A 22,075-nucleotide genomic window follows, 5' to 3' on the forward strand; every position below is an offset into this window, starting at 1 on the left:
CGCTATCGCGAGCAGGCTCACCGCTACACTTGGAACGCGTTCCTCTGTAGGAGTGAGCCTGCTCGCGATAGCGCTCTCCAGATCACCTCAAACCTCAAACCCAGGCCACCGCCAACAACCCCGCCCCTAGCGCCAGACACAACGGCGAATACACCCACGTATCCAGTCGCGCAAACCGTGAATCCTTCACCTCTTTGAAGAAGCCCACCAGATTCGAATCGCCAATTGCCCGGGCAAACATCAACAGCGCAATTGCACTGATTACCCATTGCAGCCAGCCCTCATGCACCGCCGGCATTCCCCAGCCGACGCGCATGCAGACCAGCCCGGCAATCGCCAATAACGCTGCCGCCACCAGCAGCGTGATCCAGCCTGAAGGCTCGAAGGCCGGTCGTACTGTCGCCACCAGCCCCTGCACGGGAATCTGCGGCACCGCAGCTACCGCCGCCCACTGCCCACCCAACGCCCAATACACATGCACCAGGCTGATGATTGCAAAAATCGTCACCAGCCACTGAGCCAATACGAAGGTCATGCTTGAGAGTCCTTTCAAAAGACTTGAACAAATCATCCTAGTCGGCATTTTTTCAAGTGCACGACCGATCAGCGGTACGGTAAAGTGCCGCCCCATGAAATTCTCCCGTTCCGATCGCTCACTGCTGGCCTGGATGCTCTATTGCTGCGTCCTGTTCAATGTGTTCGCCTGCAGCATCGGTCACGGGCAAATGGTCGGCATGCAACTCAACGGCATCGGCGGCCAGTTCTGTACGGTCGACCCGGCCACTCAAGCGCCGCTCACGTCAAATCCCGTCGAAGAAAAACTGCCGACCCTGAGCAAGGCGTTCGGTTGCCCGCTGTGCTCTGTCGGCGGGGGCATGGGCCCGGCGTTCAACTCCAGCCTGACCCTTGCGGTGCTGCCCGAACAACACAGTCCGCCGTTGGCGCCTGTCGTCAGCGCCGACCTCCCTGCCCGCTTCACCTGGCCCTCGGCCAACCCTCGCGCCCCACCGCTCGCCTGAGTGTCTTCGCCCTATTGATTTGTCAGCCCACTGCGCCAACGCGCGGCGTTTGCCTGTGCGCTGACACCTAGCCAAGCATTCAGGATTCAATGATGAAACAACTCACTTTGCTGGCGAGCCTGTGCGGCTGCCTGTCCGTTAACGCCTGGGCGCAATCCGCCGTGGATCTGGCGCCGATCACCATCAATGGCGAGTCCGGTGCCGAACCGGGCTTGAGCCTCGACCAATCCAGTGGCATGGCCTCGCGCCTCGGTCTGAGCGTGCGCGACACACCCGCGTCGGTGGCCATTGCCAACCGCAACGACATCGAACGCCACGGCGCACAAAATTTCCAGGACGCCGCCAACACCCTGCCTGGGGTCAATGCCAGCGCACCGCCGGGTTTCGGCGGCTTCGTCTCCTATCGTGGCTTCACCAGCAGCCAGATTACCCAGATGTTCAACGGCATCAACGTATCCGGCGGCCTCGCCCGGCCGGTGGATGCGTGGATTTACGACCGGGTGGAATTGCTCGGTGGTCCGTCATCGCTGGTCAATGGCGCAGGTTCCGTCGGCGGTTCGTTGAACTACGTGACCAAACTGGCCAGCCGCGATGAACAGGCAACTGAAGGTCGGGTCAGCTACGGCACCTACGACACCACCGAAACCGCATTCGGCCTAAACCACGCACTGACCGCGCCGAATGCCGATGTGCAGCACTACGCGCGTCTGGATGTCAGTCACAACACTAGCAACGGCTACATCGACCGCCAGGAACGCGATGCCTGGAGCGTGGCGTTCTCGCTGCTCAGCGACCTCACGCCGGACCTGTCGCACACCCTAGCCCTCGAATATCAGGACGAGCACGAAGAAAGCCCGTACTGGGGCACGCCGGTGCTCAACCCCAAGGCCGGTGAGTTGAAAATCGACAGACACAACCGCTTCAACAATTACAACGTCGAAGACGGGCGCTACGAACAACGGACGATCTGGCTGCGCTCGATCATTGATTACCGGATCAACGACAGCACCACCCTGCGCAACACGCTGTATCACCTCGACAGCCAGCGCGACTACCGCAACCTCGAAACCTATCAGTACAACGCCGACAACACGGCGGTGAATCGCTCCACCGCGTATCAGGTGCGCCATCAGGGCGAGCAGAACGGCAACCAGTTCGAACTGCGTCACGACAATACGTTCTTCGGTCTCGATACAACGTGGTCCGGGGGTTTCGAATACAAGGTCAACCAGACCACCAACTCACCGCTCAACGTCAAAGGCGCGAGTACGGTGGACCCGAACAACTACCGGCCGGGGCATTTCTACGACATTCCCGGCACCAACCCGAAGTTGATCAGCGACAAGACCAATGAAGTCACGACCAAGGCACTGTTCGTGGAAAACCGTCTGGCGCTGACCGACAAACTGTCGCTGCTCACAGGCCTGCGTTACGACGATATCGACCTCGACGTCACCAACCATCGCACAGTGACCGCCGCCAACCCCAAGCACCTCAAGCGCAGTTGGGAGCCGGTGACTGGTCGCGTCGGCCTGACCTGGCAATTCATCCCGTCGGCCAACGTCTACGTGCAATACAGCACCGCCGCCGAGCAACCGAACGGTACTCAGGACTTTGATGTTTCGACGGGCAAACAATGGGAGATTGGCAGCAAGTTCGACTACCTGAACGGGCGAGGCTCGGCGACCGTCGCCGCCTACACCATCGAGCGCAAGGACTTCGCCGTTACCGATCCACTGGACCCGACCAGCAGCATTCCAGTCGGCCAGCAGACCTCGAAAGGCATCGAGATTGCGAGTTCGTTGCGTATCACCGACAAGCTGTTGGCCGAAGGCAACTTCGCCTGGGTCGATGCGCAGTACGACGACTTCACTGAAAAGAATGCCGCCGGTGTCGTGGTGTCGCGCAAGGGCAATACACCGACCAACGTGCCGGATCGCGTCGGCAATGTGTGGCTGACCTATGACTTTTCGCCGCAATGGCAAGGTGGGGTCGATGCGCGTTACGTAGCATCGGTGTATGCCGACACCGCCAACACCATGACGGTGCCGTCGTACACGCTGTTCGGCAGTTTCCTCAGCTACAAGGTTGATTCACACACCACCGTCACTGGGCGGGTGCGCAACCTGACCAACGAGGTGTACGCCGAGTTTGCGCATGTGTCGCCGGCTTACTATCTGGGCACGCCGCGCACCTTTGAATTGGCGGTGCAGACTCGATTCTAAAAGCTTGAAAGCATCGCGAGCAGGTTCACTCCTACAGGGAAACGCATCCCAAATGCAGGAGTGAGCCTGCTCGCGATGGCGTCAGCCGCAACCCCTCTATTTCAGATCAGCCGCCACCTTATCCGCCACATCCTTCGGCAACCATGCCTGCCACACATCCGGATGCGCTTTCATGAAGGCTTCAGCCGCTTGGCGTGGCGCGGTGTGTTTTTCACTCATGTCTGCCAGCGCCTTGTTCAGCGACTCGATCGGAAAATCGACCTTGCTGAAGAATTCGGCAATCTGCGGGTACTGCTTTTGAAACGGCGTAGACACGCCAATCGACAGCTTCGAGGCCAGCGACCGGGTCGGTTTCGGATTCGGATTGTCGGCGTCGGTCAGGGTCTTCCATGCCTCGGCATCAAACGGCGGCTCTTCCAGTTGCACCAGTTTGAATTTGCCCAGCAGCGGTGTCGGCGACCAGTAGTAGAACAACACCGGTTTGCCGCGACGAATCGAAGAACTGATCTCGGCGTCCAGTGCCGCTCCCGAGCCACTGCGGAAATTGGTGAAGTCATCCTGCAGGCCGTATGCCGTCAGCTTCTGCTTGTTGACCACTTCCGAGGTCCAGCCAATGGGGCTGTTGAGGAACCGGCCCTTGTTCGGGCTCTCCGGGTCCTTGAACACATCCTTGTACTTTTTCAGGTCACTGACGCTGCGCAGGTCCGGCGCCAGCGGCTTGATGCCTTTGGCCGGGTCCCCCTTGATCACGTATTCCGGCACCCACCAGCCTTCGGTCGCGCCCTTGACCGTATCACCGAGGCTGACCACCTTGCCCTCGGCTTCTGCCTTGACCCACACCGGACTACGCCCGGCCCACTCCTCGCCAATGACCTGAATGTCATTGTTGGCCAGCGCGGTTTCCAGGGTGATGGTGGTGCCGGGCAACGTGTCCGTCGGCAATCCGTAGCCCTTCTCGACGATGATCCGCAAGACATCGGTGATCAGGCTGCCGCTTTCCCAATTCAGGTCGGCAAAATGAATCGGCGCCTGCGCGGCCATCAGCGGTGGTGCCGACGCCAGCAAAGCGAATGCGGCCGCGCTGGCGGCCAACAACCGTCGAAATCCGTTCATGCTTTTTGCACCTCGCGCTGTTCACAGCAATAGCAGGATGGCCTGATGGAAGACCGCAAGCCTCTGAATACTCAGTCAACTGACTGTAGCCGAGGTTCCTGCTTTTTCCGGGGCGTATCCCGGACGAGGTCAGGTTTCAGACTTTTCCTGCAAGCTTTGCAGCTCGCGTCTGACCATGCTGGCGTATTCCGCCGGGCGCAACGTGTAGATCTGCGATGCCACCCACCCCAGCCACGCGCCCTGCAATCGGGCTTTCGCATCGAACAGACGCCGAGCCTCTTCACGCGCATTATCGAGGTGGTGCACATGAAAATCAGCGCGACTCACAGCATTCACTCGCTGGCCTTGAAAGTCACCAGTTCGCCCTTGCGCCATTTGGCGGCCTTGGCGGTGACGGCTTTCAGGGTTTTGGTCAGGCCTTCCTGCAGTTGCTCATTGGCGGCGAACACGGTCACCACACTGTGGCCTTCCTTGAACAGGATCGCGTGACCATCGGCGGTGTCGACAAAGGCGTAGTCGCCCAGGCCGTAGACCGTCAGTTTGATTTCACGAAAACGGATATCCATCTTGCCGCCTTCGCGGCTGGGCAGGACCGACGCGCTGAAATGATCGCCAACCTTGAGCTTGAGCCCCGGTTTGTCATCGACCACCAAGGCACTTTCGGTGTCGATTTCGGCTACGTAAATGCCTTCGGCGTTTTGCTCGGTGATGTAAACAAAACGCGACTGGAACAGCTTGACCAGCTTTGCACGCAAATCACCGAGCACGAACAAAGCATGCATATCGAGGTTACTGACTGCCAAAGAAACATCCCCACATCTGAAAAAACCGTGCACGGAAAACGCGCGCGGCAAAAAACGGCCATGCCGACAGAACTGCCAAGTGACTCAAATAAAAGTCCGAGCGAGCGGAGCGCTCATTTATCGCGAGGTGCGTAAGACTACTGGAATGTCACTCGCGAAACTTGCTCCGATGTCGCCAAAGTTCGAAGGAAGATTCCTTACTGACGCTCAGAGAAAGCTGACTACGAACTTTAGGGAAAATTCTCACGAAAAAAAGCATTTTTCCGACATATCGCCCGTGAAAAATTGCTTTAGATAAGCCCTGTCGTCAACAGGTACTGGCGATTCTAGAGCAGCAACGCTCATTACGACTACCCGCAACGGCCAGTAAATGCCGGCCGACCGATGAAAAGGACTTCATATGTGCACCCTGACTCACTTTGCCACTCCCGTAGAGGCCAGGCACAAATCGACGCTGATCTTCCATGTCAGTGAAACGCCCGACCCGACCCCACGCTTTCAAGTCGTGCCGGCGGGCATCGCCTTCTTTCACATCAAGGAAAAATCCACCGGTCGCGTCAGAGGTTTCCGCGAAGACCATAACGAAGCCTGTGCCTTGGCTCGTTCACTTGAAGCGCAAATCGAACTCCTGGCCGGCGACTGCCTCAGATAAAGGGAGTGATCGACTGCGCCATGTCGGCGCAAAACCAAGGAGTAAACGATGGAACTGCCAGCATACGACCTGAAAACCCTGTTCGACCAGTTGGGCCTGCCCTCGGAAGGCAGCGCTATCGACGACTTCATCGAAGCGCATCCACTGCCCGCCGATGTCAAATTGATCGAGGCCGACTTCTGGTCGCCGCAACAGGCGCAATTGCTCAAGGAATGGTTACGCGCCGACGGCGAAGAAGCCGTCATGGTCGATGAATTGAACGTGCGCCTGCACCCCGGCAAGTAAGCACTGATCAGTGCAGACTGTCAGCGGGCTCGGCCTGCAATTGCGCGAGCCACGCAGCCTTGCACTCTTCGGCCTCGTCGCGGCTGGCAAATGCGGTGCCGCGTTGCTCCCCGTTGAGCAGCACCACCCAGCAAACGCTTTGCCCCCTTGCGCGCAAACCGGCGGGTACACCACTACCGATCATCACGGCGACATCAACCCGGCATTGCATGCCGACCTCCTGAATTAATTAGCTACCTAACTAAGCCGGCAGACTAATGCTTTCATTCGGAAGGAAAAAGCAACGCCGCTGCACAGAACCCTTGCCTCAACGGTAACAATCAGCACGGGGTCTCCGGTTTGTAGCCCAGCCGCAATCCACCCCAGTGACGTCCCTTGATCATGATCGGCACCGACAAATCGTGCATCAATTCGCCGGTGTCGCGGGTGTAGGTTTGCAACAGCACCGGTTGCTGATGACTGCCACAGCGTATCCCGGTGCGGTCGGCAAACTTGCGTTTGGTGCGATTGTTGACCGCATCAACCTGCACATCCCCGGTCAACGGCTGGCTGAACACCTGGTTATGCGTCGGCACATAACCCTGCTGCGTGCAGGCGATGGCGAACACCAGACCTTCATGGCGCGGCAACAAGGGCTCCTGAATCGCCGGCAGCACCTGATCGGTGTAACGGTCGAAACGGGTCTGGTACTTGGCCGGTTGAGTATTGGGAATCGCCTGATACTGGCGATCGAACAGATCCTCCAGACTGATCCGCCCCTGTTCGACATCCGCCTCGAAACGCGCCGCGATCTGACTCGCCCCCTCACGCGCCAGGTCATAAATACGCTGGTGATAGTCATCCAGGCCAACCTCAGCCAGACGTTCGCTGATGGTTTCGGCCTGCCCTTCCATCTGCACCGCCGCTTCGGCGAGGCGACGGGTCTGTTGATCGCTGATCGCCAGATCGCTGCGCATCTGCTCGATGGCCTTAAACAGGCTGTCGAGTTGCTCGCGATTGGTTTCCGCGCCCCGGGCGATTTCACCGACCTGAGTTTCCACGCCGGCCGCCAGGCGTGCGATGTTTTCCAGGTGCTGCCCGGTGTTTTCAACCTGTTCGACGCCGGTGTGCAGGTCGCTGGACAACTCGCGGATCTGCTCCACGACCTGTGCAGTCCGTTGCTGAATGTCGGCAACCATCTCGCCGACTTCCCCCGTCGCCGACGCCGTTCTGGCCGCCAACCCGCGCACCTCATCCGCCACTACGGCAAAACCGCGGCCATGCTCGCCGGCCCGAGCCGCTTCAATCGCCGCGTTCAACGCCAACAGGTTGGTCTGACTGGCAATCGACTGAATCACCAGCGTCACCCGCTGAATATCGTCGCTGCGCAGGCTCAACGCCTCGATCAGTTCGCGGCTGGCATTGGCGCGCTGGCTGAGTTGATGCATGCGCGAGATGGAATCGACCAGCTCGGCACGTCCCGCAGCACTGCTTTGATGGGCCTCACTGGCGGCTTCCAGGGCTTGGCGACTGAGCTGCGAAGTGGCGTGCTCGGTCGCAATCATCACCTCGGCATTGCTGACGATCCGCGCCGCCGCGTCGAGTTGCGATTCGAGTTTGTTCGCCAGTTCCTTGACCGAAAACGCCACTCCTGCCGCCGACAACGCGTTGTGGCTGGTGGTGTAGGAAAGATCGCGGGTCAGTTCGGAAATGGCACTGCCGGTGTCGGCAGGCGGTGCATCGAGGACGGTTCGCGAGCGCAGGCGCGGCAGCCAGACAATCAGCACCGCCAGTGGCATGCCAATGTACAACGACCCTTCACCCAGGGTCATGCCGGCCAACAACAGCATCAGGGCGATGCTTTGCAGGGTCGGTGCGATCCAGCGGTTTTTCGGCAAAAGCACTGGTGCAGGCAAAGCCCCAACCAGAGATCCATCTCTCGTCATATCAACACCCCACGCTTGTTCTCATTGTTGTGACTGCATTAAACGCCACTACAACGCCATTATCTATGGTCCGTTAGTCGCGGGGTCTGCAGCAGGTCAATGGAACGGCTTGGAAATAGTGCAGACGAGCAAAAGCAAAGATCGCAGCCACGGCACCCCTTTTGGAGCTGCCGAAGGCTGCGATCTTTTGCAGGCGCCCCCCTTTCAGGGGGCCGCCATGGAATCAGGCCTGACGCTGGTGCTTGTCGATCTGCTCGTGACGCTCTTGAGCTTCGATGCAGTACTTGGTGGTCGGGCTGATCAGCAGGCGTTTCAGGCCAATGGCCTCGCCGCTGTCGTCGCACCAGCCAAAACTGTCTTCCTTGATGCGCTCAAGGGCTTGTTCCAGTTGCGGCAGCATGCGCTGGTCGCGATCAATCGCGTTCACCAGCCAGGTGCGCTCTTCTTCAACCGAAGCTGCATCCGCCGGGTCGGCCGGGGTGTCCAGGCTTTCGATGGCGATACGGTTTTGCTCAATGCGCTCGTGGGTTTCGACTTTCATGTTCTGCAACAGCTCAGTGAAGAAAGCGTGTTGCTCTGCATTCATGTAGTCATCTGCCGGCATGGCCAGCAACTTGTCCTTTGTCATTGATATCTCTATAAAAAAACGTGCATTAAGGCGAATTAGGGAGCGTTCCGGCGAACCGTGTCCGGTCGACGAAAAGGCATCGTTTATTGCAAACGCCACCCGGCACTCAATTTACGAAGGGGCGGCAGTCTAAGGCCCGATTGAGGCCTCAGCAACTGTAAATACTGGGAATTTGTCCGACAACACCCGTTAACAGCTCTGACACAGGCGTCGTGGCGGTCATCGGAGTGCGTTTATAGCAAGAAATTCAGTCGAGCGGCTGTATATAGAAGACAAACGGCTAAACCAGCGGCAACCGGTCGCATTTTTTTTCAGCCATGCCGCCCGCGCAGTGCATCGTTTCAGCTGCGCAGACGCCGAAAAACTCCCCAGCCAACTGCTCGCACCCCGCCTATTATCAGGCACACCGCCATCGTGTGATTTGATCAGCCCTAAGGACACCTTATGCCCCGCCCCGATCTGCCGGCCACCGACGAGCCCACCCTCGCCAGCCCCCCGATCAATGCCGAGCGTCTGCTGCAACTGATCACCGACGAATACGACACCCTGCCGCGCCAGCTAAAACGCATCGCCAGCTACATGAGCCAGCAAAGCGACCGGATCATGGTCGATCGCATCAGCGACATCGCCCGCGAATGCGAAGTCCACCCCTCCGCCATCGTCCGCTTCTCGCAGCGCTTCGGCTTCAGCGGTTTCAGCGAAATGCAGGCACTGTTCCGCACCGCCTACACCCACAAAGCCTCGCCGGCACAGAACTACCAGCAACGCATCCGCAGCCTGATCGCCAACCCGTCGCAGCAAACCAGCGACGGCGACCTCGCCCGCGAATGCATCGACGCCACCCGCTCCGGCATCGAACGCCTGGGCCGTGAACTTGACGACGTCGCCTTCGAAAAAGCCGTCGACCTGATCGTCAACGCCGACAACATCTATGTGGTCGGCGTGCGCCGTTCCTTCGCCGTCGCCGACTACCTCGTTTACAACTTGCAACACACTCACAAGCGAATTCAGTTGGTATCGGGGCTGGGTGGCAGTTATCGCGAGCAGATGCGCAGCGTCCGCGAAAATGATCTGGTCATCGCCATCAGCTTCACCCCCTACGCCAAGGAAACCCAACATTGCCTGCGCTACGCCCGCCAGCAAAAGGCCAACACCCTGATCCTCACCGACAGCCACCTCTCGCCCCTGGCCAGGCACGCCAACAGCCTGTTGCTGGTGAATGAAGGCAGCGCATTGGCGTTTCGTTCGCTGAGCGCGACGCTGTGTTTGTGTCAGGCGTTGTTTGTGGCGGTGGCCTATCGGCTGGAACTGAATGTCGACGAGATTCACGAACAACCCGGCTTCGACGACTGACATTTGCCTCAGCCTCGGCTAGGTTATGCCTTCCCACTCGGTTCGACTTGAAGGAACGCGTCATGAAACTGATCGGCATGCTGGACTCCCCATACGTACGCCGCGTGGCGATCTCCGCCAAACGCCTCGGCATCGACCTCGAACACGAGTCAGTCTCGGTGTTCCGCCACTTCGAGCAATTCCAGCAGATCAACCCGGTGGTCAAAGCGCCCACGCTGATCCTCGACGACGGCGTCGTCCTCATGGACTCGACCCTCATCCTCGATTACCTCGAAGCCAGTTCCGGCAAAAGCCTGCTGCCCGCCGACCTCAAACAACGCGCCCACGCCCTGCGCCTGATCGGCCTGAGTCTCGCCGCCTGCGAAAAAGCCGTGCAGCTCTACTACGAACGCAACCTGCGCCCGGCCGACATCCAATACCAACCGTGGGTCGAACGCGTCGAAGGCCAACTCGCCGCTGCGTTCACCGCCCTCGAGCAAGAACTGGAAAAAACCGGCCTGCCCACCGACGGCACCCTCACCCAGGCCGGCATCAGCCTCGCCGTCGCCTGGAGCTTCACCGGCCTCGTCGTCCCCGACCAGATCGACACCCGCCGCTACCCACACATCGCTCAATACACCGCCTACGCCGAAACCCTCGAAGCGTTCGTCAGCACCCCGATGACCTGACCATGAGCACCACCGACACCGCCGCCCCGGCGTTAAAGGAAATCTTCAACCCCGAGCGCTTGCGGCACATCGCCAGCGAAATGAGCGCCGTGTACCCGGCGTTCAAGGCCAAGGCGTTTCTCAAACATGCCCAGGACGGCCTCGCTGAATTATCAGTGATGCAACGCATGGCCCGCGTCAGCGAAAGCCTGCACGCCGTGTTGCCGCTGGATTACGAAGATTCCCTCGAAGTGCTTTTCGAACTTGCGCCAAGACTGAACAGCGGATTCGTCAGCATGTGCCTGCCGCACTACGTCGCGGGCTACGGCGGCCACGCCTTCGACACCTCCATGGACGCCCTGAAATACTTCACCACCTTCGGCTCCTCCGAATTCGCCATCCGCCACTTTCTACGCAGCGACCTGGAACGCTCGCTGGAGCTGATGCACGACTGGACCCGCGACGAAAACCACCACGTCCGACGCCTAGCCAGCGAAGGCAGCCGCCCTCGCCTGCCCTGGTCGTTTCGGTTGGAAGCGGTTCAGGCCGATCCGCAGTTAGCGGCAGGGATACTGGATCGGTTGAAGACGGATGAGAGTTTGTACGTGCGCAAGTCCGTGGCGAATCATCTGAATGACGTGACCAAAGAGCACCCGGAGTGGGTGTTGGACACGATTGAAGGTTGGTCGTTGGAGAACAAGCACACGGCGTGGATTGCCAAGCATGCGTTGCGGAGTTTGATTAAGCAGGGAGATTTAAGGGCGCTGACGGTGATTGGCGCGGGGGCGAAGGCTGAGGTTGAGTTGTTGGATGTGCGGGTTGAGCCGACGGTGGTCAGGTTGGGCGAAGCGATTACGTTGTCGTTTGTGGTGAAGTCGACGGTGGCGCATGAGCAGCGGTTGGTGATTGATTATGCGATTGACTATGTGAAGGCGAATGGCGGGGTTTCGAGGAAGGTTTTTAAGTTGAAGACGGTGGAGTTGGCGGGGTTTGGGGAGTTGGTTGTGGGGCGGCGGCAGGTGATTAAGGATTTTACGACGCGGAAGCATTTTGTGGGGCGGCATGGGGTGCGGGTTATGGTTAATGGGGAGGTTTTGGCTAGCACGGTATTCGAAATAGTCGCCGGATTACGTCACGTATAGGATCCGTTGATCTGGCAGTAACACTGATTGATATGGAATTACGGATAGGGCAACTTTCGGCCAGAAGCGGTCAGTCAGAAGAGTAATGCGCTTGTCAAAAATGCCTCAAAAACTCTACTTTTAATGCGATATGTTATGTGCTTTTTTTATCACCCCGAACTAACGCAGGGGAAGAAGCACTTAACTCAGCAACTGCGGTAGCAAATCGTGAAACATCATCGTTAAGATAATCTTTAAGATATCGAAACGTCACGAAGTCAACAAGGTAGTCACCTTTTAATGTGTCCGAGTCCAGATTGCGCACAAATGTAACGCGCCCCCGCTCCGCCAACTCCTTCTCCTGTCCTTTTATGGAAAGTGCCATTAAATGATCTCGCAGTACTACTACTGGGAAAACCAACCATACAACGCGCCACTCACCACCATTACTAGCGGCAATGGACTTAAGACGCGCGTCCACAGCTTTAACAATAGGGAGGAATACCGAGTCATAAATTCCGTCATGATTAGCAATCCAATCGCTCCCCTTTCGTACTATCTTAGAGAACTGAGTGGTTTTGTTCGGAGATTGAAAATAGTAGTGCGAAGAAGCAAGTCCTAGATGTGTAAAAGCGGGGACCTCTCTGAATGAGCTAGCACTCAAGGCTTCCCTGTAGAATTTACAAGGAAAAATATATTCTTTAGGTCGAAACGACGTCATTTCTCGTTTGTTTTTTGGACGTTCTAAAAACACAAAAGGAGAGCTTGAGTCTTTGCATTCAACTAAAACTTCCACAAAAACCTGAATTTTATGCTCTTCATTATGGAGAAAAGTTTTTACTGCGCGAAGATCTATCTCTCTTGACTTTTTTGTATCTACGTCTAGGTATGGCCAAGATGTTTCAACGTGAAACCCATCTTCTTCGAGAATGGTTGCGATTTCTTGCTCAAAAAGAAAACCTGATCTCTCGAGCGCCTTTAGTATGTGATCGTTTGTAGGGTGAGAAGAGGACATGATTTCGATACCTCGCATTAGTTAATTAATTAATTTCTATTGCGTTATTTTTAGTTGATGTCATCAACTCCAAGCTATTACTGATCCGGCTTTCTTTTGCGGCTCTGAGCTGTTCGCTTCCGAGCGGACTTAAAACGCTCTGTTGAGAAAAGACGGTCAGAATTAAACTCTTTCTGAGTTAAGTTTATTTTCCATAAAAACTCAAAGCTCCTGCAATGTCCTAAAGGAATGCTTGATGAAGAGAATCGCTCTTGAAATGAAGGCGATGTTGAAATAACAGCCCGTAGCACTTGGTAATTAGGATTCAGGAAAGCTTGATAGAACAAGTATTTTATTTCATAAATAGTGAATTGAGAGGATAGGATTTTCAAATAATGCTCTCGCTTTTCCGGCAAGAAACATTCATTCAGAATTAATGATAGGATCGAATTTAATGTTTCTGTGTACCTGGTTTGTCGAAAAAAAATCATACTACTAGTCTTGTAGAGCCAATAAGTATAATCATCTTGATCGTTACTGCTAGCGTTTGACGGAAACATCATTATTCGCTGAACGCTACACGCCTCATCAAATTTCTGTTGAAGGACACTAAGCGCATCGATACCGTAAATTCTTGTGCTAGAGTTGGTTTCGGACTTAATGGAAAGCTGGCTCAGATTTTCTTTATACAAGGTGACGAGGCGATAAAATGACTCTTCGAATTGCTGCTGCTGAAATGTCCTGCTCTGAAGCTTTATCTCCGCCCGGGTTTCTGAAAGCTCCATCCTTGTAAGTTTTATATCTTCACGCTGCAGAAAGATTGTAACAAGCAATCCAGCAAAGCCGAGCCCCGTAAATAAACTATTCAATACACCAAAGCTGTCTCCAAAAGTCCCGGCCTTGGATATGGAGTACTCATCGACGGGCCACGTTTGTATAATCAAAATCGAAGCATAAGACAGTACAGATAATATAATCACCCCAAAGCATACTAGAATAACATTTCGTACGTGCAGGCTTGGCGGTGAATTAAAGTCGTTAGGATCGGCTTTGTAAAAGAAACCACTTTGGTTTTTCATTTTTACTCTCTAGGCATCAGATCTACTTGTTAGCTTCAATTAATGCTCTGATTTCAAGGAACAAACTTTGCAACCACCAGTCGCACGGCTGCAGCCTATAACATCAGGGCACACGTATCGTAACACCTGGAGCAAAAGTACGATAAATAAAAGTCACGCCGTCCTCATCAAAGCCGCGAGTGTCATCTTTAATTTCCATTATTTTAGCGGCCAGTATGCTTCCATCGGCATTTTTCACGAGAAAAATTTCCGCAACACCAATGGTGTATACCCGAGAACTACTGTCAAACGATTCAAATTCAATTGCCTGATCTCTTGGTACATGCCTTGCTCGTGCAACTGCTGTTCCAGAATCTGCGTACACATGGATTCTTTCATTACTTGCCTTGCTGAATTTTAAATTAAAATCGCCCTTTCCTTTAACGGTGATGAGCAACTCGCCGTCATATGTCGAGTAGTTAAAGCAAGCAATATCTTCATTATAATCCAATATTAAAGAATCGCTGGCAGTAACTGACGCCTCAGCGTCTTTCACTGCGCTTACTACCTCTTCTTCTACACCTGCTCGGCTGAGCAATTCACCCAAGCTTAACAGTTCGAGACTCCGCCCATTGGAATGTCTACGATACTCGTCAATCAATTCAGGCCTAAGATAGACTCCTTTACTATTACTTCTTACACGCCAATCAGCTTTCTCCTCGCCTGTAACAAATATGAGGTCTTGATTCTTTTTCTTGCCTATTTCGAGAATGCTCAGCCATATGAGAAAATCACCAATTCCCGTATCTAGTTTTCCTCCATCTTTGTAGCCAGGCGGTATCTTTGATGCTAACCGAATTTTCCAGGCCTTCTCCACCTCGGTTCGCTTAAACTCTGGATCAACCACCACATCATCCACAAAAATTTCGCGGTAGGCTAAACTTACAGGATCATTCCCACGCCAAGCCTTCATACTCTTGATCAAAGAATGTAATGACTCAGCATATTCATTACTTGCTTCGCGGAGTTTTTTTATTGAATTTAGAGCGGGGAGGGCTTCTACATGATCTTCGAAAAAATCAGGCAAGTTAATCATTGCATTATGAACACCATTAGCTTTAGTCTCGACGCCCTTTAAGATATCTGCAATTTTTCGATCCCGATTTGACAAAAACTCTCGAATTACCCGCCCGGGTACAAATAACCTTTCTTCTTCAGCAAGCTTCTTAAATGTCGATTTGATTGCTCCAAACTGCCGACCACCCATTATAAATGGTAGCAACAGAACATTAGTATCTAGGACAATTAACTCATTCTTGCTGGGCCCTTGAAGCACAGTAGGATGAAGTAAACATGTTACATCTGGAAAAGCATCTTCCAGCTGCCACATTGTGAGCGATAAATCATCTTTAGTCGCCGCAGAAACTTTTGGCTTCACATCACCCGTCATTGTATTTTTCATCCTTGTTATTTACTGCATTCAAATTAGTATTGAGTCGACAAAAAAGTAGGCGCACTAAATCAATGTAAAGTATTGGAGCCTGTTGAGGATATACCTCGCCCCCCTTTATCCCCTATTGTGGAGATCTAATCCAATTCAGAAGAGCGACCCTACAGTTATCTGTTAGCTCCTGTTCTTTTTTTGCCAGATACTTCGGAATGACCCTGGAGAAATTTATATAGCTATCAATATGTGATCTTTTTGGCGGAGCAGTATATAACCATGTATCCACCTTGCGCTTAATTAATGCCATGAAGAGCACCAGCCTAATCCCCTCCTCATAAGACAGTTGCTCTTTCTCCAAAGTAGAAATCCAAAAAACGGGAAACCATATGAGATAGAATGGCACATTTTGATATTCGTTTACTTGCCCCCCTCCATGAGCAATTTTATGCCGTGCCAAACGTAAACCATTGAGCTCTGAATCTAGGTTGGATTTAATCTCATCCAAGGACGGTTCTAGCTCTTTCCATAACAAATCAACTATAGTATTGGTTTTGGCATGGGCCTCTATATGTGCTAATGAGTTCTTCCAGAAAGTCGGTAAAAAATCTATCGGTTCAAGCTTGACGTGTTTTAGGGAGGCTTCAATTCCAGCTCGGGCAAACAACGCTTTATCGAGATAACTATGGATTGAATAAGTTTCCCAGCACTTGTTGTAGAGCTTTATTGCAGAGAACAGTTCGTCATCTATTTTTAGTTTCGAAAGCCGATCAACGTAGTGTAAATCATCAGGCCGAAGATTAACTTTGCATTGCCGCAAAATTGTTCTGAATTTGTAGTAGTTCTCCATAGAATGCATAAAATCATACATCCCATTCGATAGAATAACTTTTTGCTCAAAACTGGAGTCTGGGTTCTTTTCAAAGAGCCTGAAGCATTCAAAATTCTCGCTAGAGGTATAGCCACCGATATGGCCTGCCGTTGCTGGATTTAAAAAAAAATATGAAAACTTTATTTTTTCAAGTAACTGGTGCACTTGAATGTCTATTTCTGTACTGAAACCTTCCCCACTTACAAAACCTTCTATCTCCACTAGGCTTCCTCCTTCGGGAAAAATACCATCCGGCATTAGAAAGCTATGTCCAAGTGTATGCTCATATTTTTTCAGACAAAACCCAGTACCATAGATTTTGTTTTCAACATGAATAAGGGGTAAATAATACATAACACTTCTTTTATTGGCTTTTCCATCGGCAGCAGAGTGCGCAACTACAGAACTCATTGATTTCCTTCCTTGTCTTAAACTGCCCAGTAATGATATCAATTTAATACCAGTCCGCGGATGGTTGTCTACGAGAATTCCTCACACTGAGACTCCGTAGAAATTAGCGATCATCGCAATCAGCATAGGTTGACACCCCCTGCCTTATACACTCTGAATTCGGAGGGGGCCAATGACTGCTTTTGGTCGAAAGGAGACGCCTGAAAGGGGGGGGTCGGGATGATTTAGGGCATGTCCTAGGCCAGGATATGCAGAGGCATGCCACGCTACAACCGTGTAAGTGTCCGGCTTGGTAGCCTTAAACGGCCTCAAGGAGCTCCGAGGGGGTTCGGTTCCCTATCTCAGAAGCACTATTGTGCTGCTGAGAGTGTTCTTATGGGGTTATTGGAATCGAGCAAATTTCATGATTTCTTTCCATATGTAACCGTAGCTGTAGAGTAGCCACGCAACCTTTAACCGGTCGAAGCTACGTCTTACCCAACTTCTTTCTCGCGCTCTGAGTTCTTTGGCTATTTCATCTAGTAGCCATTCATCCTAAAAACCGGCCCACAAAGGAGGGACGGGGGCTTCAAGGTTGCTGAAACAAACAGGCGAAACCTCTGAGTATAGGATTTCTTCAACGATCTCTGAAGCCTAGCCCTGGATTCGCTCTGCGATAGAGGCGTAGTCGACAACGCGGTCTACAAACGCGTCTGCAAGCGCAATCTGGATGTTCGCTCGTTCCGCAGGAGTTAAAATATGTCCCAATGGGCCAGCTCCTCTAGCTCTGCGTCGAACGTACCGTCCGGCCAAATCACCTACTCGCACCATACATCGCACTTTTCGCGTGTTCTCAGGTTTAGAAGCTCTGCGCTGGTACACGCACCGACCGGGCTTCCCTCGAGAAATAAAACTTCGTCTCCCTCTTCCCAGCCCAGGCAATAAGTTTGGGATTCAAATTTTTCACCGTTGATAATGAAAAGCTCATCGTTATGAGCAACCTCGATTTTATAGCTCTCATGACCTGAGCTTCTGCTTGGTGTGCTATAGAGCTTGCGTGGAGCAGGAGACGCAGCTGCGCGAGGTTGTTGGGGAGCGGATTGTGTGCCACGAAGAGCTGCCGATTCTCTTTGAACGCATGCCACAAATAGCGAAGGCCCCAGCGATGTAGAGCAGGAGCTGAACAACCATTGCTTTTGTTCTTCGTTAAGAGACGAAATGTTTGGCAACCCGTCTACCAGTGCAGCTTTCTCCCGGGTGAGGCAGCTAATGGTAAGAGACGGGCCGAGGGAGTCGGAGCAGCTTCTTATGACCCAAGCCCGCATCTCCGGATTTAGGCTGGAAAGGTTTGGTTTTCCACGCGAAGCGGCTGACGCTTCCCGCACGACGCAACTAGACCAGAGAGACGGCCCGAGGCTGCGAGTACATGAACGATTGACCCAATCACGCGCTTCAGGAGATAGCTTAGATAAGGCCGCGTCAGGATCTTGAGCTATCGCTGACTGAGCAACCAAAATCGCAAGAGTGGTTAAAAGCATGAGTTGTAATTGCATGTGCCTCCGGCATCTAGTTGCCCTTTAGCGGCATTACTATCGCATTTAAACGCGATAGTAATGTCGTATCACGTTCCTTGATTTTCTGTACTGCCCTTTTTCCCTACGGTGGCTATGGCCAAAGCGAGCCTACTCAAGGAGAAACACAATACAGATAACAAGCCAAGCTGCTTGAACAGTGTAGGCGCCAAATTAAACAACACTGCCAGCATGCCGGCAGTTTCATTACCGCTTTTGGCCGAAAGCGGACCTTCGTTGAAACCAGCATTGACGCGGTAGCTGTCAAAGATGATCACTAAAAACAACACCAGTGAAAGACGGGCAGGAGAAGCGTCTCATGCCCCGGCGCAATCGGATGCTGCGTCCCACACAGCAATCCAGCCGCCGTGTTATTCGCATTGTTCCCAGTGCCATCAAAGAACACCCCAATCCTCAACGCGATCCCGATTTTCTCAGGTTCGCGCGCAGGTTCTTTTCCGTGCTTCTCATACTCCGCCCAACGCTGGGCGTGGATGTCGACGGGTTTGGCTTCTTCGTAGCGGTGGTTTTTCGGGGGGTTGGGGACGTAGCCGCTCAATCCTTGATTCCTTGTTCTGATCCTTGAGAACGGGCCGAAGGGTGACAGCGGAGGCGTTGTGGCGCAAGGCGTTGCCCTGTGCCAGCGCGGGTACGGCTTCTGGTGTGACGAGGGTTTCCCCTCGTCGTGTTGGGGGCGTTATCGGGGGACTTCGACGTTGTCCAGTGCCTGGTTGACGGCGATTTCGCCGAGCATCACGACTTGGGCGATGCCCAGTGCGGTTTTGCGGTGGGCGGTGTCGAGGACGGCGGCGAAGTTGTTGAGCATTTCGCTGGCGGAGCCGAGGGTTTCGCTGGCGTTGGCCAGGAGGGATTCGGTGTCGTACTTCGGGTTGGCGAGGTACATGCGTTCCGGCTCCTGAGCGTTGGCCATGATGTGGCTGGCCGGGAGCAGGTAGTGGTCGAGGGCGCGTTCGGCGGCTTCGTGGAGTTTTTTGGAATTAAGGGATTCGTAGGGGGATGCGGGGTCGGTTTCTGGCGGGTTGGGTGTTGGTTTGAACATGGTGAAACTCCTGGTTGTTCATTAGGAGCTACCACCATCACTTGCAGATGATGGGTGGCAGCTATGCGCGGGTCTGCAAGACCGGGAAACCAGGCACCCGGCAGACCCGAAGGTCTCCCGCACAAAGCTGCCATTGAGCGGACACGAACGAGTGTCCTTTGGCTGGCTGTGCGACTGGTTTTTCCGGCGGGCTTGCAGACCCGATCACTGATGAGCAGTGACAGGAATCAAGGTACGGAGGACGTGCCAGGCGCACAAGCCGGCGGATTCTGGCGCACTCGTAGGCAATGGCGCAAGGCGCTGTAGGGCATGGATGATAACGACAGGCTTATTTAAACATTTCGATTGTTTTCTGTTTATCCGCCGATTGAACTGGCTACCAATCCAACACCACCTCCGCAATGATCGGAATGTACTGTTCAGGCCAAAAAAGTCATTTACGCACCTACCTCACCGACGTCCGGGTCGCTAGAGTGCAGCGCCCCTCTCAAATGGCTGACGTACTTATGAATTTGTGGTTTCGACTGCTCTGCATGCTTTTTCACCGACCGTGGCGCAACCCGGTCAATGCGCTGGAATCCACCATTATTCGCATGCGCGTGTGGCCGCTGGATCTCGATTTCAATCGGCATGTCACCAATGGCCGCTATTTCACAATGGCAGACGTCGGACGCATGGATTTTGTGTTGCGCAGTGGCGCGTTTCGGGTGGCGCTGCGCACCAAGGCGCTCCCGATCGTTGGCGACACCTGGGGTAAATTTCGGCGCGAACTCAAGCTGTTTGAAGCGTTTGAAATCCACAGCCGGATGCTCGGCTGGGATGATAAATGGAGCTTCATGGAACATCGCTTCGTGAGTAAAGGCCGGGTGATCGGCGTGGTGGTCATGCGTGGGCTGTTTCGTTCGGCGAAAGGAACGATTGCGCCGGGTGAGTTCGTCAGGGAGTTGGGGTTGCCTGAGCGGTCGCCCGAGATGCCGGAGTGGCTGACGTCGTGGTCTGCGAATTGCGATGTGATGAGTTGTCAGCTTAGGGGTGAGGAGGCTTGAGTAATGTGGTTTCTGGATGATCGCATTTATGGATAGGGTGCGGTGGTGGTTGGTCGTGTGCCATCGCTAGCAGGCTAGCTCTCACAGGTTTTTTGGCTGGCTTGGGATTGGGGGTGGCTGGGCTGGCGTCTTCGCGAGCAAGCTCGCTCCCACAGCTTGCGCACAAGTCTTGGGAGCATGTCCGGCCGGGCGAACACCATTGCGAGCAAGCCTGTTCCCCCCCAAGTTTGGGGATGGCTATGGTCGGTGGCGTGTCATGTTGATGAGGGCAGAACGTCCACCATTTGGCGCCGGGCGTTCTTCGATAGAGAACGGCACGAAGCCGAGTTTCGGGTAGAGCAACAGGCCTGCAGTGTTTTCGTTGAAGCACGACAGTTGCACTTCTTTGGCCTGGTACTTTTCGAAACCCACTGCGGTCATGGTCTCGACGATGTACCGCGCCACGCCCTGGCCTCGGGCGTAGGGCGCGACGATGACGTTGCCGATGCAGCAGATGCCATCGCGCTCAGCGCGGTAGAAGTTGGCGAAACCGACGAACTCGCCGTTGGCCAGAAAGGCCGTGGAGTCGAAGCGCTGGCTGATCGCGCTGTGCATTTGCTCTTCCGTGAGCGGGAAGTTGGCTTTCGGGAACATGAAGAACAGCTCTTGTTCGCCTTGGGGAAAGCTGCAGAGGGTGTTGACGTCGTCGGCCGTCACTGGCCGGTGGGAGAAGTTCATCGCTGCCCTGCCCTCACTTTTTAGCCGCCAGATGATGCGCAACCAAGGCGTTGGCATGGCCGTGGCCCATGCCGTGTTCATCCTTGAGCCACGCCACCAGTTCCATGTGTTTCTTGTCGGTGATACCGGCGAGCAGGTTTAGCCAGTGATCAATGGGCTGGCCGTATTTTTTCTCGATGGAGGGGAAGTACGACGCCGGGCCTTTTACCTTGTTGTCTTCGCTCATGCTGCAAGCTCCCTGTGGTCACGACGGAGGGTCGGCGGACGCTCCTTGTCGGCAGGTCATAGAGTGGACGCGAAGTGCGGTTCCGGCAACTGCCCCGTTCTGCCAGACACCACAAAATCCTGTGGGAGCGAGCTTGCTCGCGAAGGGGCCGTGTCAGCCGACATCATCAGAGGCTGACACACCGCTTTCGCGAGCAAGCTCGCTCCCACAGGGGTTGTAGTGGTTCAGGGTTATTCGGTGCGGCCTGGCAGCATCCGCACGAGGGTGTTATCCCGCACCCAATAATGGTGAAACAACCCCGCCGCGGCGTGCAGGCCGATCAGCCAGTAGCCAGTGCTGCCCAGCAGTTCGTGCCAGTACTTCAGTTGTTTGGCAAAGTCCGGGTCGATGGCCACTGGCGCCGGGACGTGGAAGCCGAAGTACGGGAAAGGTTTGTCGGCGGCGGCGAGCATCAGCCAGGCGAGGATCGGCGTGGCGATCATCAGCACGTACAGCGCCAGATGCATCAGATGCGAAATGCCGGTCTGCCATGCCGGTGGCTTGGGCGTGATCGGCGGACGCGGCGTGAGACGGCCGAGTAGACGCAACCACACCAGCGCGAAGATGCCCGTGCCGAACAGGCCATGAAAGCCCATCAGCAAGCCGCGCGCTTCGCTGCCCTTGGGCATGTAGCCCTTGATTTCGACGCATGCGTAGACGCCGACAAACAGCGCCAGCATCAGCCAGTGCAGGGTGATTGAGAGTTTTCCGTAACGGGTTACGGCGATGTCGCGGGACATAAGCTGCGCCTCTTGATTGTCATGAGTGACGGCCAATTCGTTCGACCGCCTCGCTCCGGTTGTTGGGCGAACCGACGGCGTTACCCTGCCCGCCCAGTCTTAAGAGAGTCTGAAGAAAGACCCTCAGGTTAACCTTTTTTTACCTTCA

Annotated in this window: 24 protein-coding genes and 2 pseudogenes; 8 read left to right on the forward strand and 18 right to left on the reverse strand. The window is 54.4% G+C overall.

Annotated features, from left to right (window positions below):
• Positions 1 to 94: 94 nt before the first annotated feature.
• Positions 95 to 535, reverse strand: a complete 441-nt coding sequence (locus PseuLF5_RS06135; protein WP_340133177.1) for a DUF3995 domain-containing protein — start codon at positions 533 to 535, stop codon at positions 95 to 97.
• Positions 536 to 629: 94 nt separating this feature from the next.
• Between PseuLF5_RS06135 and PseuLF5_RS06140 the strand changes: the two genes are divergently transcribed.
• Both PseuLF5_RS06140 and PseuLF5_RS06145 read left to right on the forward strand, forming a co-directional pair.
• Positions 630 to 1,019, forward strand: coding sequence for a DUF2946 domain-containing protein (locus PseuLF5_RS06140; RefSeq protein ID WP_123467799.1), 390 nt, complete (start codon positions 630 to 632; stop codon positions 1,017 to 1,019).
• Between the two features lie 92 nt (positions 1,020 to 1,111).
• Positions 1,112 to 3,244 carry a TonB-dependent receptor gene (locus PseuLF5_RS06145; RefSeq protein ID WP_340133178.1) on the forward strand — a complete coding sequence of 711 codons (2,133 nt, stop codon included), beginning with the start codon at positions 1,112 to 1,114 and terminating at the stop codon, positions 3,242 to 3,244.
• A 96-nt stretch (positions 3,245 to 3,340) separates the two neighbouring features.
• Here the strand turns inward: PseuLF5_RS06145 and PseuLF5_RS06150 are convergent, their stop codons facing one another.
• The 3 genes from PseuLF5_RS06150 to PseuLF5_RS06160 form a co-directional block, all read right to left on the reverse strand.
• Positions 3,341 to 4,357 (reverse strand): ABC transporter substrate-binding protein, encoded by a 1,017-nt coding sequence (locus PseuLF5_RS06150; protein WP_123467795.1) that lies wholly within the window; start codon positions 4,355 to 4,357, stop codon positions 3,341 to 3,343.
• A gap of 129 nt (positions 4,358 to 4,486) precedes the next feature.
• On the reverse strand, positions 4,487 to 4,684 hold the full coding sequence (locus PseuLF5_RS06155) for a hypothetical protein (RefSeq protein WP_123469150.1): 198 nt from the start codon (positions 4,682 to 4,684) through the stop codon (positions 4,487 to 4,489).
• A 5-nt stretch (positions 4,685 to 4,689) separates the two neighbouring features.
• On the reverse strand, positions 4,690 to 5,139 hold the full coding sequence (locus PseuLF5_RS06160) for a hypothetical protein (RefSeq protein ID WP_163005233.1): 450 nt from the start codon (positions 5,137 to 5,139) through the stop codon (positions 4,690 to 4,692).
• Positions 5,140 to 5,560: 421 nt separating this feature from the next.
• Between PseuLF5_RS06160 and PseuLF5_RS06165 the strand changes: the two genes are divergently transcribed.
• Together PseuLF5_RS06165 and PseuLF5_RS06170 are read left to right on the forward strand one after the other, a co-directional pair.
• Positions 5,561 to 5,812, forward strand: a complete 252-nt coding sequence (locus PseuLF5_RS06165) for a hypothetical protein (RefSeq protein ID WP_123467793.1) — start codon at positions 5,561 to 5,563, stop codon at positions 5,810 to 5,812.
• A gap of 48 nt (positions 5,813 to 5,860) precedes the next feature.
• Positions 5,861 to 6,097 carry a DUF2789 family protein gene (locus PseuLF5_RS06170; protein ID WP_123467791.1) on the forward strand — a complete coding sequence of 79 codons (237 nt, stop codon included), beginning with the start codon at positions 5,861 to 5,863 and terminating at the stop codon, positions 6,095 to 6,097.
• Positions 6,098 to 6,104: 7 nt separating this feature from the next.
• Here PseuLF5_RS06170 and PseuLF5_RS06175 read toward each other — a convergent pair whose 3' ends face one another.
• The 3 genes from PseuLF5_RS06175 to PseuLF5_RS06185 form a co-directional block, all read right to left on the reverse strand.
• Positions 6,105 to 6,308: a hypothetical protein gene (locus tag PseuLF5_RS06175; protein ID WP_123467789.1), complete on the reverse strand. Its 204-nt coding sequence runs from the start codon at positions 6,306 to 6,308 to the stop codon at positions 6,105 to 6,107.
• A gap of 109 nt (positions 6,309 to 6,417) precedes the next feature.
• Complete coding sequence (locus PseuLF5_RS06180; protein ID WP_340133179.1) at positions 6,418 to 8,022, reverse strand: methyl-accepting chemotaxis protein; 1,605 nt, start codon at positions 8,020 to 8,022, stop codon at positions 6,418 to 6,420.
• A 223-nt stretch (positions 8,023 to 8,245) separates the two neighbouring features.
• The gene (locus tag PseuLF5_RS06185; protein WP_003225981.1) at positions 8,246 to 8,650 is read right to left on the reverse strand and encodes a TraR/DksA family transcriptional regulator; all 405 of its coding nucleotides are present in this window, start codon (positions 8,648 to 8,650) and stop codon (positions 8,246 to 8,248) included.
• A gap of 444 nt (positions 8,651 to 9,094) precedes the next feature.
• On the opposite strand from PseuLF5_RS06185, the gene PseuLF5_RS06190 reads away from it, so the two are divergent.
• The 3 genes from PseuLF5_RS06190 to PseuLF5_RS06200 all read left to right on the forward strand — a co-directional run bounded on the left by PseuLF5_RS06190 (position 9,095) and on the right by PseuLF5_RS06200 (position 11,792).
• The gene (locus PseuLF5_RS06190) at positions 9,095 to 10,003 is read left to right on the forward strand and encodes a MurR/RpiR family transcriptional regulator (protein ID WP_123467785.1); all 909 of its coding nucleotides are present in this window, start codon (positions 9,095 to 9,097) and stop codon (positions 10,001 to 10,003) included.
• Between the two features lie 62 nt (positions 10,004 to 10,065).
• The gene (locus tag PseuLF5_RS06195) at positions 10,066 to 10,671 is read left to right on the forward strand and encodes a glutathione S-transferase (RefSeq protein WP_123467783.1); all 606 of its coding nucleotides are present in this window, start codon (positions 10,066 to 10,068) and stop codon (positions 10,669 to 10,671) included.
• A 2-nt stretch (positions 10,672 to 10,673) separates the two neighbouring features.
• The gene (locus PseuLF5_RS06200; RefSeq protein ID WP_340133180.1) at positions 10,674 to 11,792 is read left to right on the forward strand and encodes a DNA alkylation repair protein; all 1,119 of its coding nucleotides are present in this window, start codon (positions 10,674 to 10,676) and stop codon (positions 11,790 to 11,792) included.
• A gap of 133 nt (positions 11,793 to 11,925) precedes the next feature.
• Here the strand turns inward: PseuLF5_RS06200 and PseuLF5_RS06205 are convergent, their stop codons facing one another.
• The 8 genes and pseudogenes from PseuLF5_RS06205 to PseuLF5_RS06235 form a co-directional block, all read right to left on the reverse strand.
• Positions 11,926 to 12,786 (reverse strand): hypothetical protein, encoded by an 861-nt coding sequence (locus tag PseuLF5_RS06205; RefSeq protein ID WP_340133181.1) that lies wholly within the window; start codon positions 12,784 to 12,786, stop codon positions 11,926 to 11,928.
• A gap of 77 nt (positions 12,787 to 12,863) precedes the next feature.
• Entirely contained in the window at positions 12,864 to 13,844 is a 981-nt protein-coding gene (locus PseuLF5_RS06210; protein ID WP_340133182.1) for a hypothetical protein, read from the reverse strand.
• A gap of 103 nt (positions 13,845 to 13,947) precedes the next feature.
• Complete coding sequence (locus PseuLF5_RS06215) at positions 13,948 to 15,273, reverse strand: PIN domain-containing protein (protein WP_340133183.1); 1,326 nt, start codon at positions 15,271 to 15,273, stop codon at positions 13,948 to 13,950.
• A 124-nt stretch (positions 15,274 to 15,397) separates the two neighbouring features.
• Positions 15,398 to 16,549 carry a hypothetical protein gene (locus PseuLF5_RS06220; RefSeq protein WP_340133184.1) on the reverse strand — a complete coding sequence of 384 codons (1,152 nt, stop codon included), beginning with the start codon at positions 16,547 to 16,549 and terminating at the stop codon, positions 15,398 to 15,400.
• A 381-nt stretch (positions 16,550 to 16,930) separates the two neighbouring features.
• Positions 16,931 to 17,296 (reverse strand): annotated as a pseudogene (locus PseuLF5_RS28145) (DUF7079 family protein).
• An 853-nt stretch (positions 17,297 to 18,149) separates the two neighbouring features.
• Positions 18,150 to 18,377: a hypothetical protein gene (locus tag PseuLF5_RS06225; protein WP_340133185.1), complete on the reverse strand. Its 228-nt coding sequence runs from the start codon at positions 18,375 to 18,377 to the stop codon at positions 18,150 to 18,152.
• A 47-nt stretch (positions 18,378 to 18,424) separates the two neighbouring features.
• A pseudogene (locus tag PseuLF5_RS06230) lies at positions 18,425 to 18,658 on the reverse strand (DUF2235 domain-containing protein); the annotation flags it as partial.
• Positions 18,659 to 18,796: 138 nt separating this feature from the next.
• Positions 18,797 to 19,159 (reverse strand): DUF6124 family protein, encoded by a 363-nt coding sequence (locus PseuLF5_RS06235; protein WP_340133186.1) that lies wholly within the window; start codon positions 19,157 to 19,159, stop codon positions 18,797 to 18,799.
• A 506-nt stretch (positions 19,160 to 19,665) separates the two neighbouring features.
• Here PseuLF5_RS06235 and PseuLF5_RS06240 point away from each other — a divergent pair.
• Positions 19,666 to 20,205, forward strand: a complete 540-nt coding sequence (locus tag PseuLF5_RS06240) for a thioesterase family protein (RefSeq protein ID WP_222833158.1) — start codon at positions 19,666 to 19,668, stop codon at positions 20,203 to 20,205.
• 237 nt (positions 20,206 to 20,442) lie between these two features.
• On the opposite strand, the gene PseuLF5_RS06245 is transcribed toward PseuLF5_RS06240, so the two are convergent.
• The 3 genes from PseuLF5_RS06245 to PseuLF5_RS06255 form a co-directional block, all read right to left on the reverse strand.
• On the reverse strand, positions 20,443 to 20,922 hold the full coding sequence (locus PseuLF5_RS06245; protein ID WP_340133187.1) for a GNAT family N-acetyltransferase: 480 nt from the start codon (positions 20,920 to 20,922) through the stop codon (positions 20,443 to 20,445).
• A 13-nt stretch (positions 20,923 to 20,935) separates the two neighbouring features.
• Positions 20,936 to 21,148, reverse strand: a complete 213-nt coding sequence (locus tag PseuLF5_RS06250; RefSeq protein ID WP_123467767.1) for a DUF4287 domain-containing protein — start codon at positions 21,146 to 21,148, stop codon at positions 20,936 to 20,938.
• Between the two features lie 230 nt (positions 21,149 to 21,378).
• A complete protein-coding gene (locus tag PseuLF5_RS06255) occupies positions 21,379 to 21,927 on the reverse strand; it encodes a cytochrome b (protein WP_186747732.1) in 549 nt (182 codons plus the stop codon).
• Between the last annotated feature and the right edge of the window lie 148 nt (positions 21,928 to 22,075).

Origin of the sequence: Pseudomonas sp. LF-5 (assembly GCF_037626295.1) — a bacterium.
Lineage (GTDB): Bacteria > Pseudomonadota > Gammaproteobacteria > Pseudomonadales > Pseudomonadaceae > Aquipseudomonas > Aquipseudomonas monsensis.

Coding starts and splice junctions, on each gene's coding strand:
- PseuLF5_RS06250 (WP_123467767.1), bottom strand. CDS start 21,148: ATGAGCGAAGACAACAAGGTAAAAGGCCCGGCGTCGTACTTCCCCTCC.
- PseuLF5_RS06195 (WP_123467783.1), top strand. CDS start 10,066: ATGAAACTGATCGGCATGCTGGACTCCCCATACGTACGCCGCGTGGCG.
- PseuLF5_RS06210 (WP_340133182.1), bottom strand. CDS start 13,844: ATGAAAAACCAAAGTGGTTTCTTTTACAAAGCCGATCCTAACGACTTT.
- PseuLF5_RS06190 (WP_123467785.1), top strand. CDS start 9,095: ATGCCCCGCCCCGATCTGCCGGCCACCGACGAGCCCACCCTCGCCAGC.
- PseuLF5_RS06140 (WP_123467799.1), top strand. CDS start 630: ATGAAATTCTCCCGTTCCGATCGCTCACTGCTGGCCTGGATGCTCTAT.
- PseuLF5_RS06160 (WP_163005233.1), bottom strand. CDS start 5,139: ATGCATGCTTTGTTCGTGCTCGGTGATTTGCGTGCAAAGCTGGTCAAG.
- PseuLF5_RS06215 (WP_340133183.1), bottom strand. CDS start 15,273: ATGACGGGTGATGTGAAGCCAAAAGTTTCTGCGGCGACTAAAGATGAT.
- PseuLF5_RS06175 (WP_123467789.1), bottom strand. CDS start 6,308: ATGCAATGCCGGGTTGATGTCGCCGTGATGATCGGTAGTGGTGTACCC.
- PseuLF5_RS06200 (WP_340133180.1), top strand. CDS start 10,674: ATGAGCACCACCGACACCGCCGCCCCGGCGTTAAAGGAAATCTTCAAC.
- PseuLF5_RS06255 (WP_186747732.1), bottom strand. CDS start 21,927: ATGTCCCGCGACATCGCCGTAACCCGTTACGGAAAACTCTCAATCACC.
- PseuLF5_RS06235 (WP_340133186.1), bottom strand. CDS start 19,159: ATGTTCAAACCAACACCCAACCCGCCAGAAACCGACCCCGCATCCCCC.
- PseuLF5_RS06165 (WP_123467793.1), top strand. CDS start 5,561: ATGTGCACCCTGACTCACTTTGCCACTCCCGTAGAGGCCAGGCACAAA.
- PseuLF5_RS06145 (WP_340133178.1), top strand. CDS start 1,112: ATGAAACAACTCACTTTGCTGGCGAGCCTGTGCGGCTGCCTGTCCGTT.
- PseuLF5_RS06185 (WP_003225981.1), bottom strand. CDS start 8,650: ATGACAAAGGACAAGTTGCTGGCCATGCCGGCAGATGACTACATGAAT.
- PseuLF5_RS06170 (WP_123467791.1), top strand. CDS start 5,861: ATGGAACTGCCAGCATACGACCTGAAAACCCTGTTCGACCAGTTGGGC.
- PseuLF5_RS06245 (WP_340133187.1), bottom strand. CDS start 20,922: ATGAACTTCTCCCACCGGCCAGTGACGGCCGACGACGTCAACACCCTC.
- PseuLF5_RS06240 (WP_222833158.1), top strand. CDS start 19,666: ATGAATTTGTGGTTTCGACTGCTCTGCATGCTTTTTCACCGACCGTGG.
- PseuLF5_RS06205 (WP_340133181.1), bottom strand. CDS start 12,786: ATGTCCTCTTCTCACCCTACAAACGATCACATACTAAAGGCGCTCGAG.
- PseuLF5_RS06135 (WP_340133177.1), bottom strand. CDS start 535: ATGACCTTCGTATTGGCTCAGTGGCTGGTGACGATTTTTGCAATCATC.
- PseuLF5_RS06180 (WP_340133179.1), bottom strand. CDS start 8,022: ATGACGAGAGATGGATCTCTGGTTGGGGCTTTGCCTGCACCAGTGCTT.
- PseuLF5_RS06220 (WP_340133184.1), bottom strand. CDS start 16,549: ATGAGTTCTGTAGTTGCGCACTCTGCTGCCGATGGAAAAGCCAATAAA.
- PseuLF5_RS06150 (WP_123467795.1), bottom strand. CDS start 4,357: ATGAACGGATTTCGACGGTTGTTGGCCGCCAGCGCGGCCGCATTCGCT.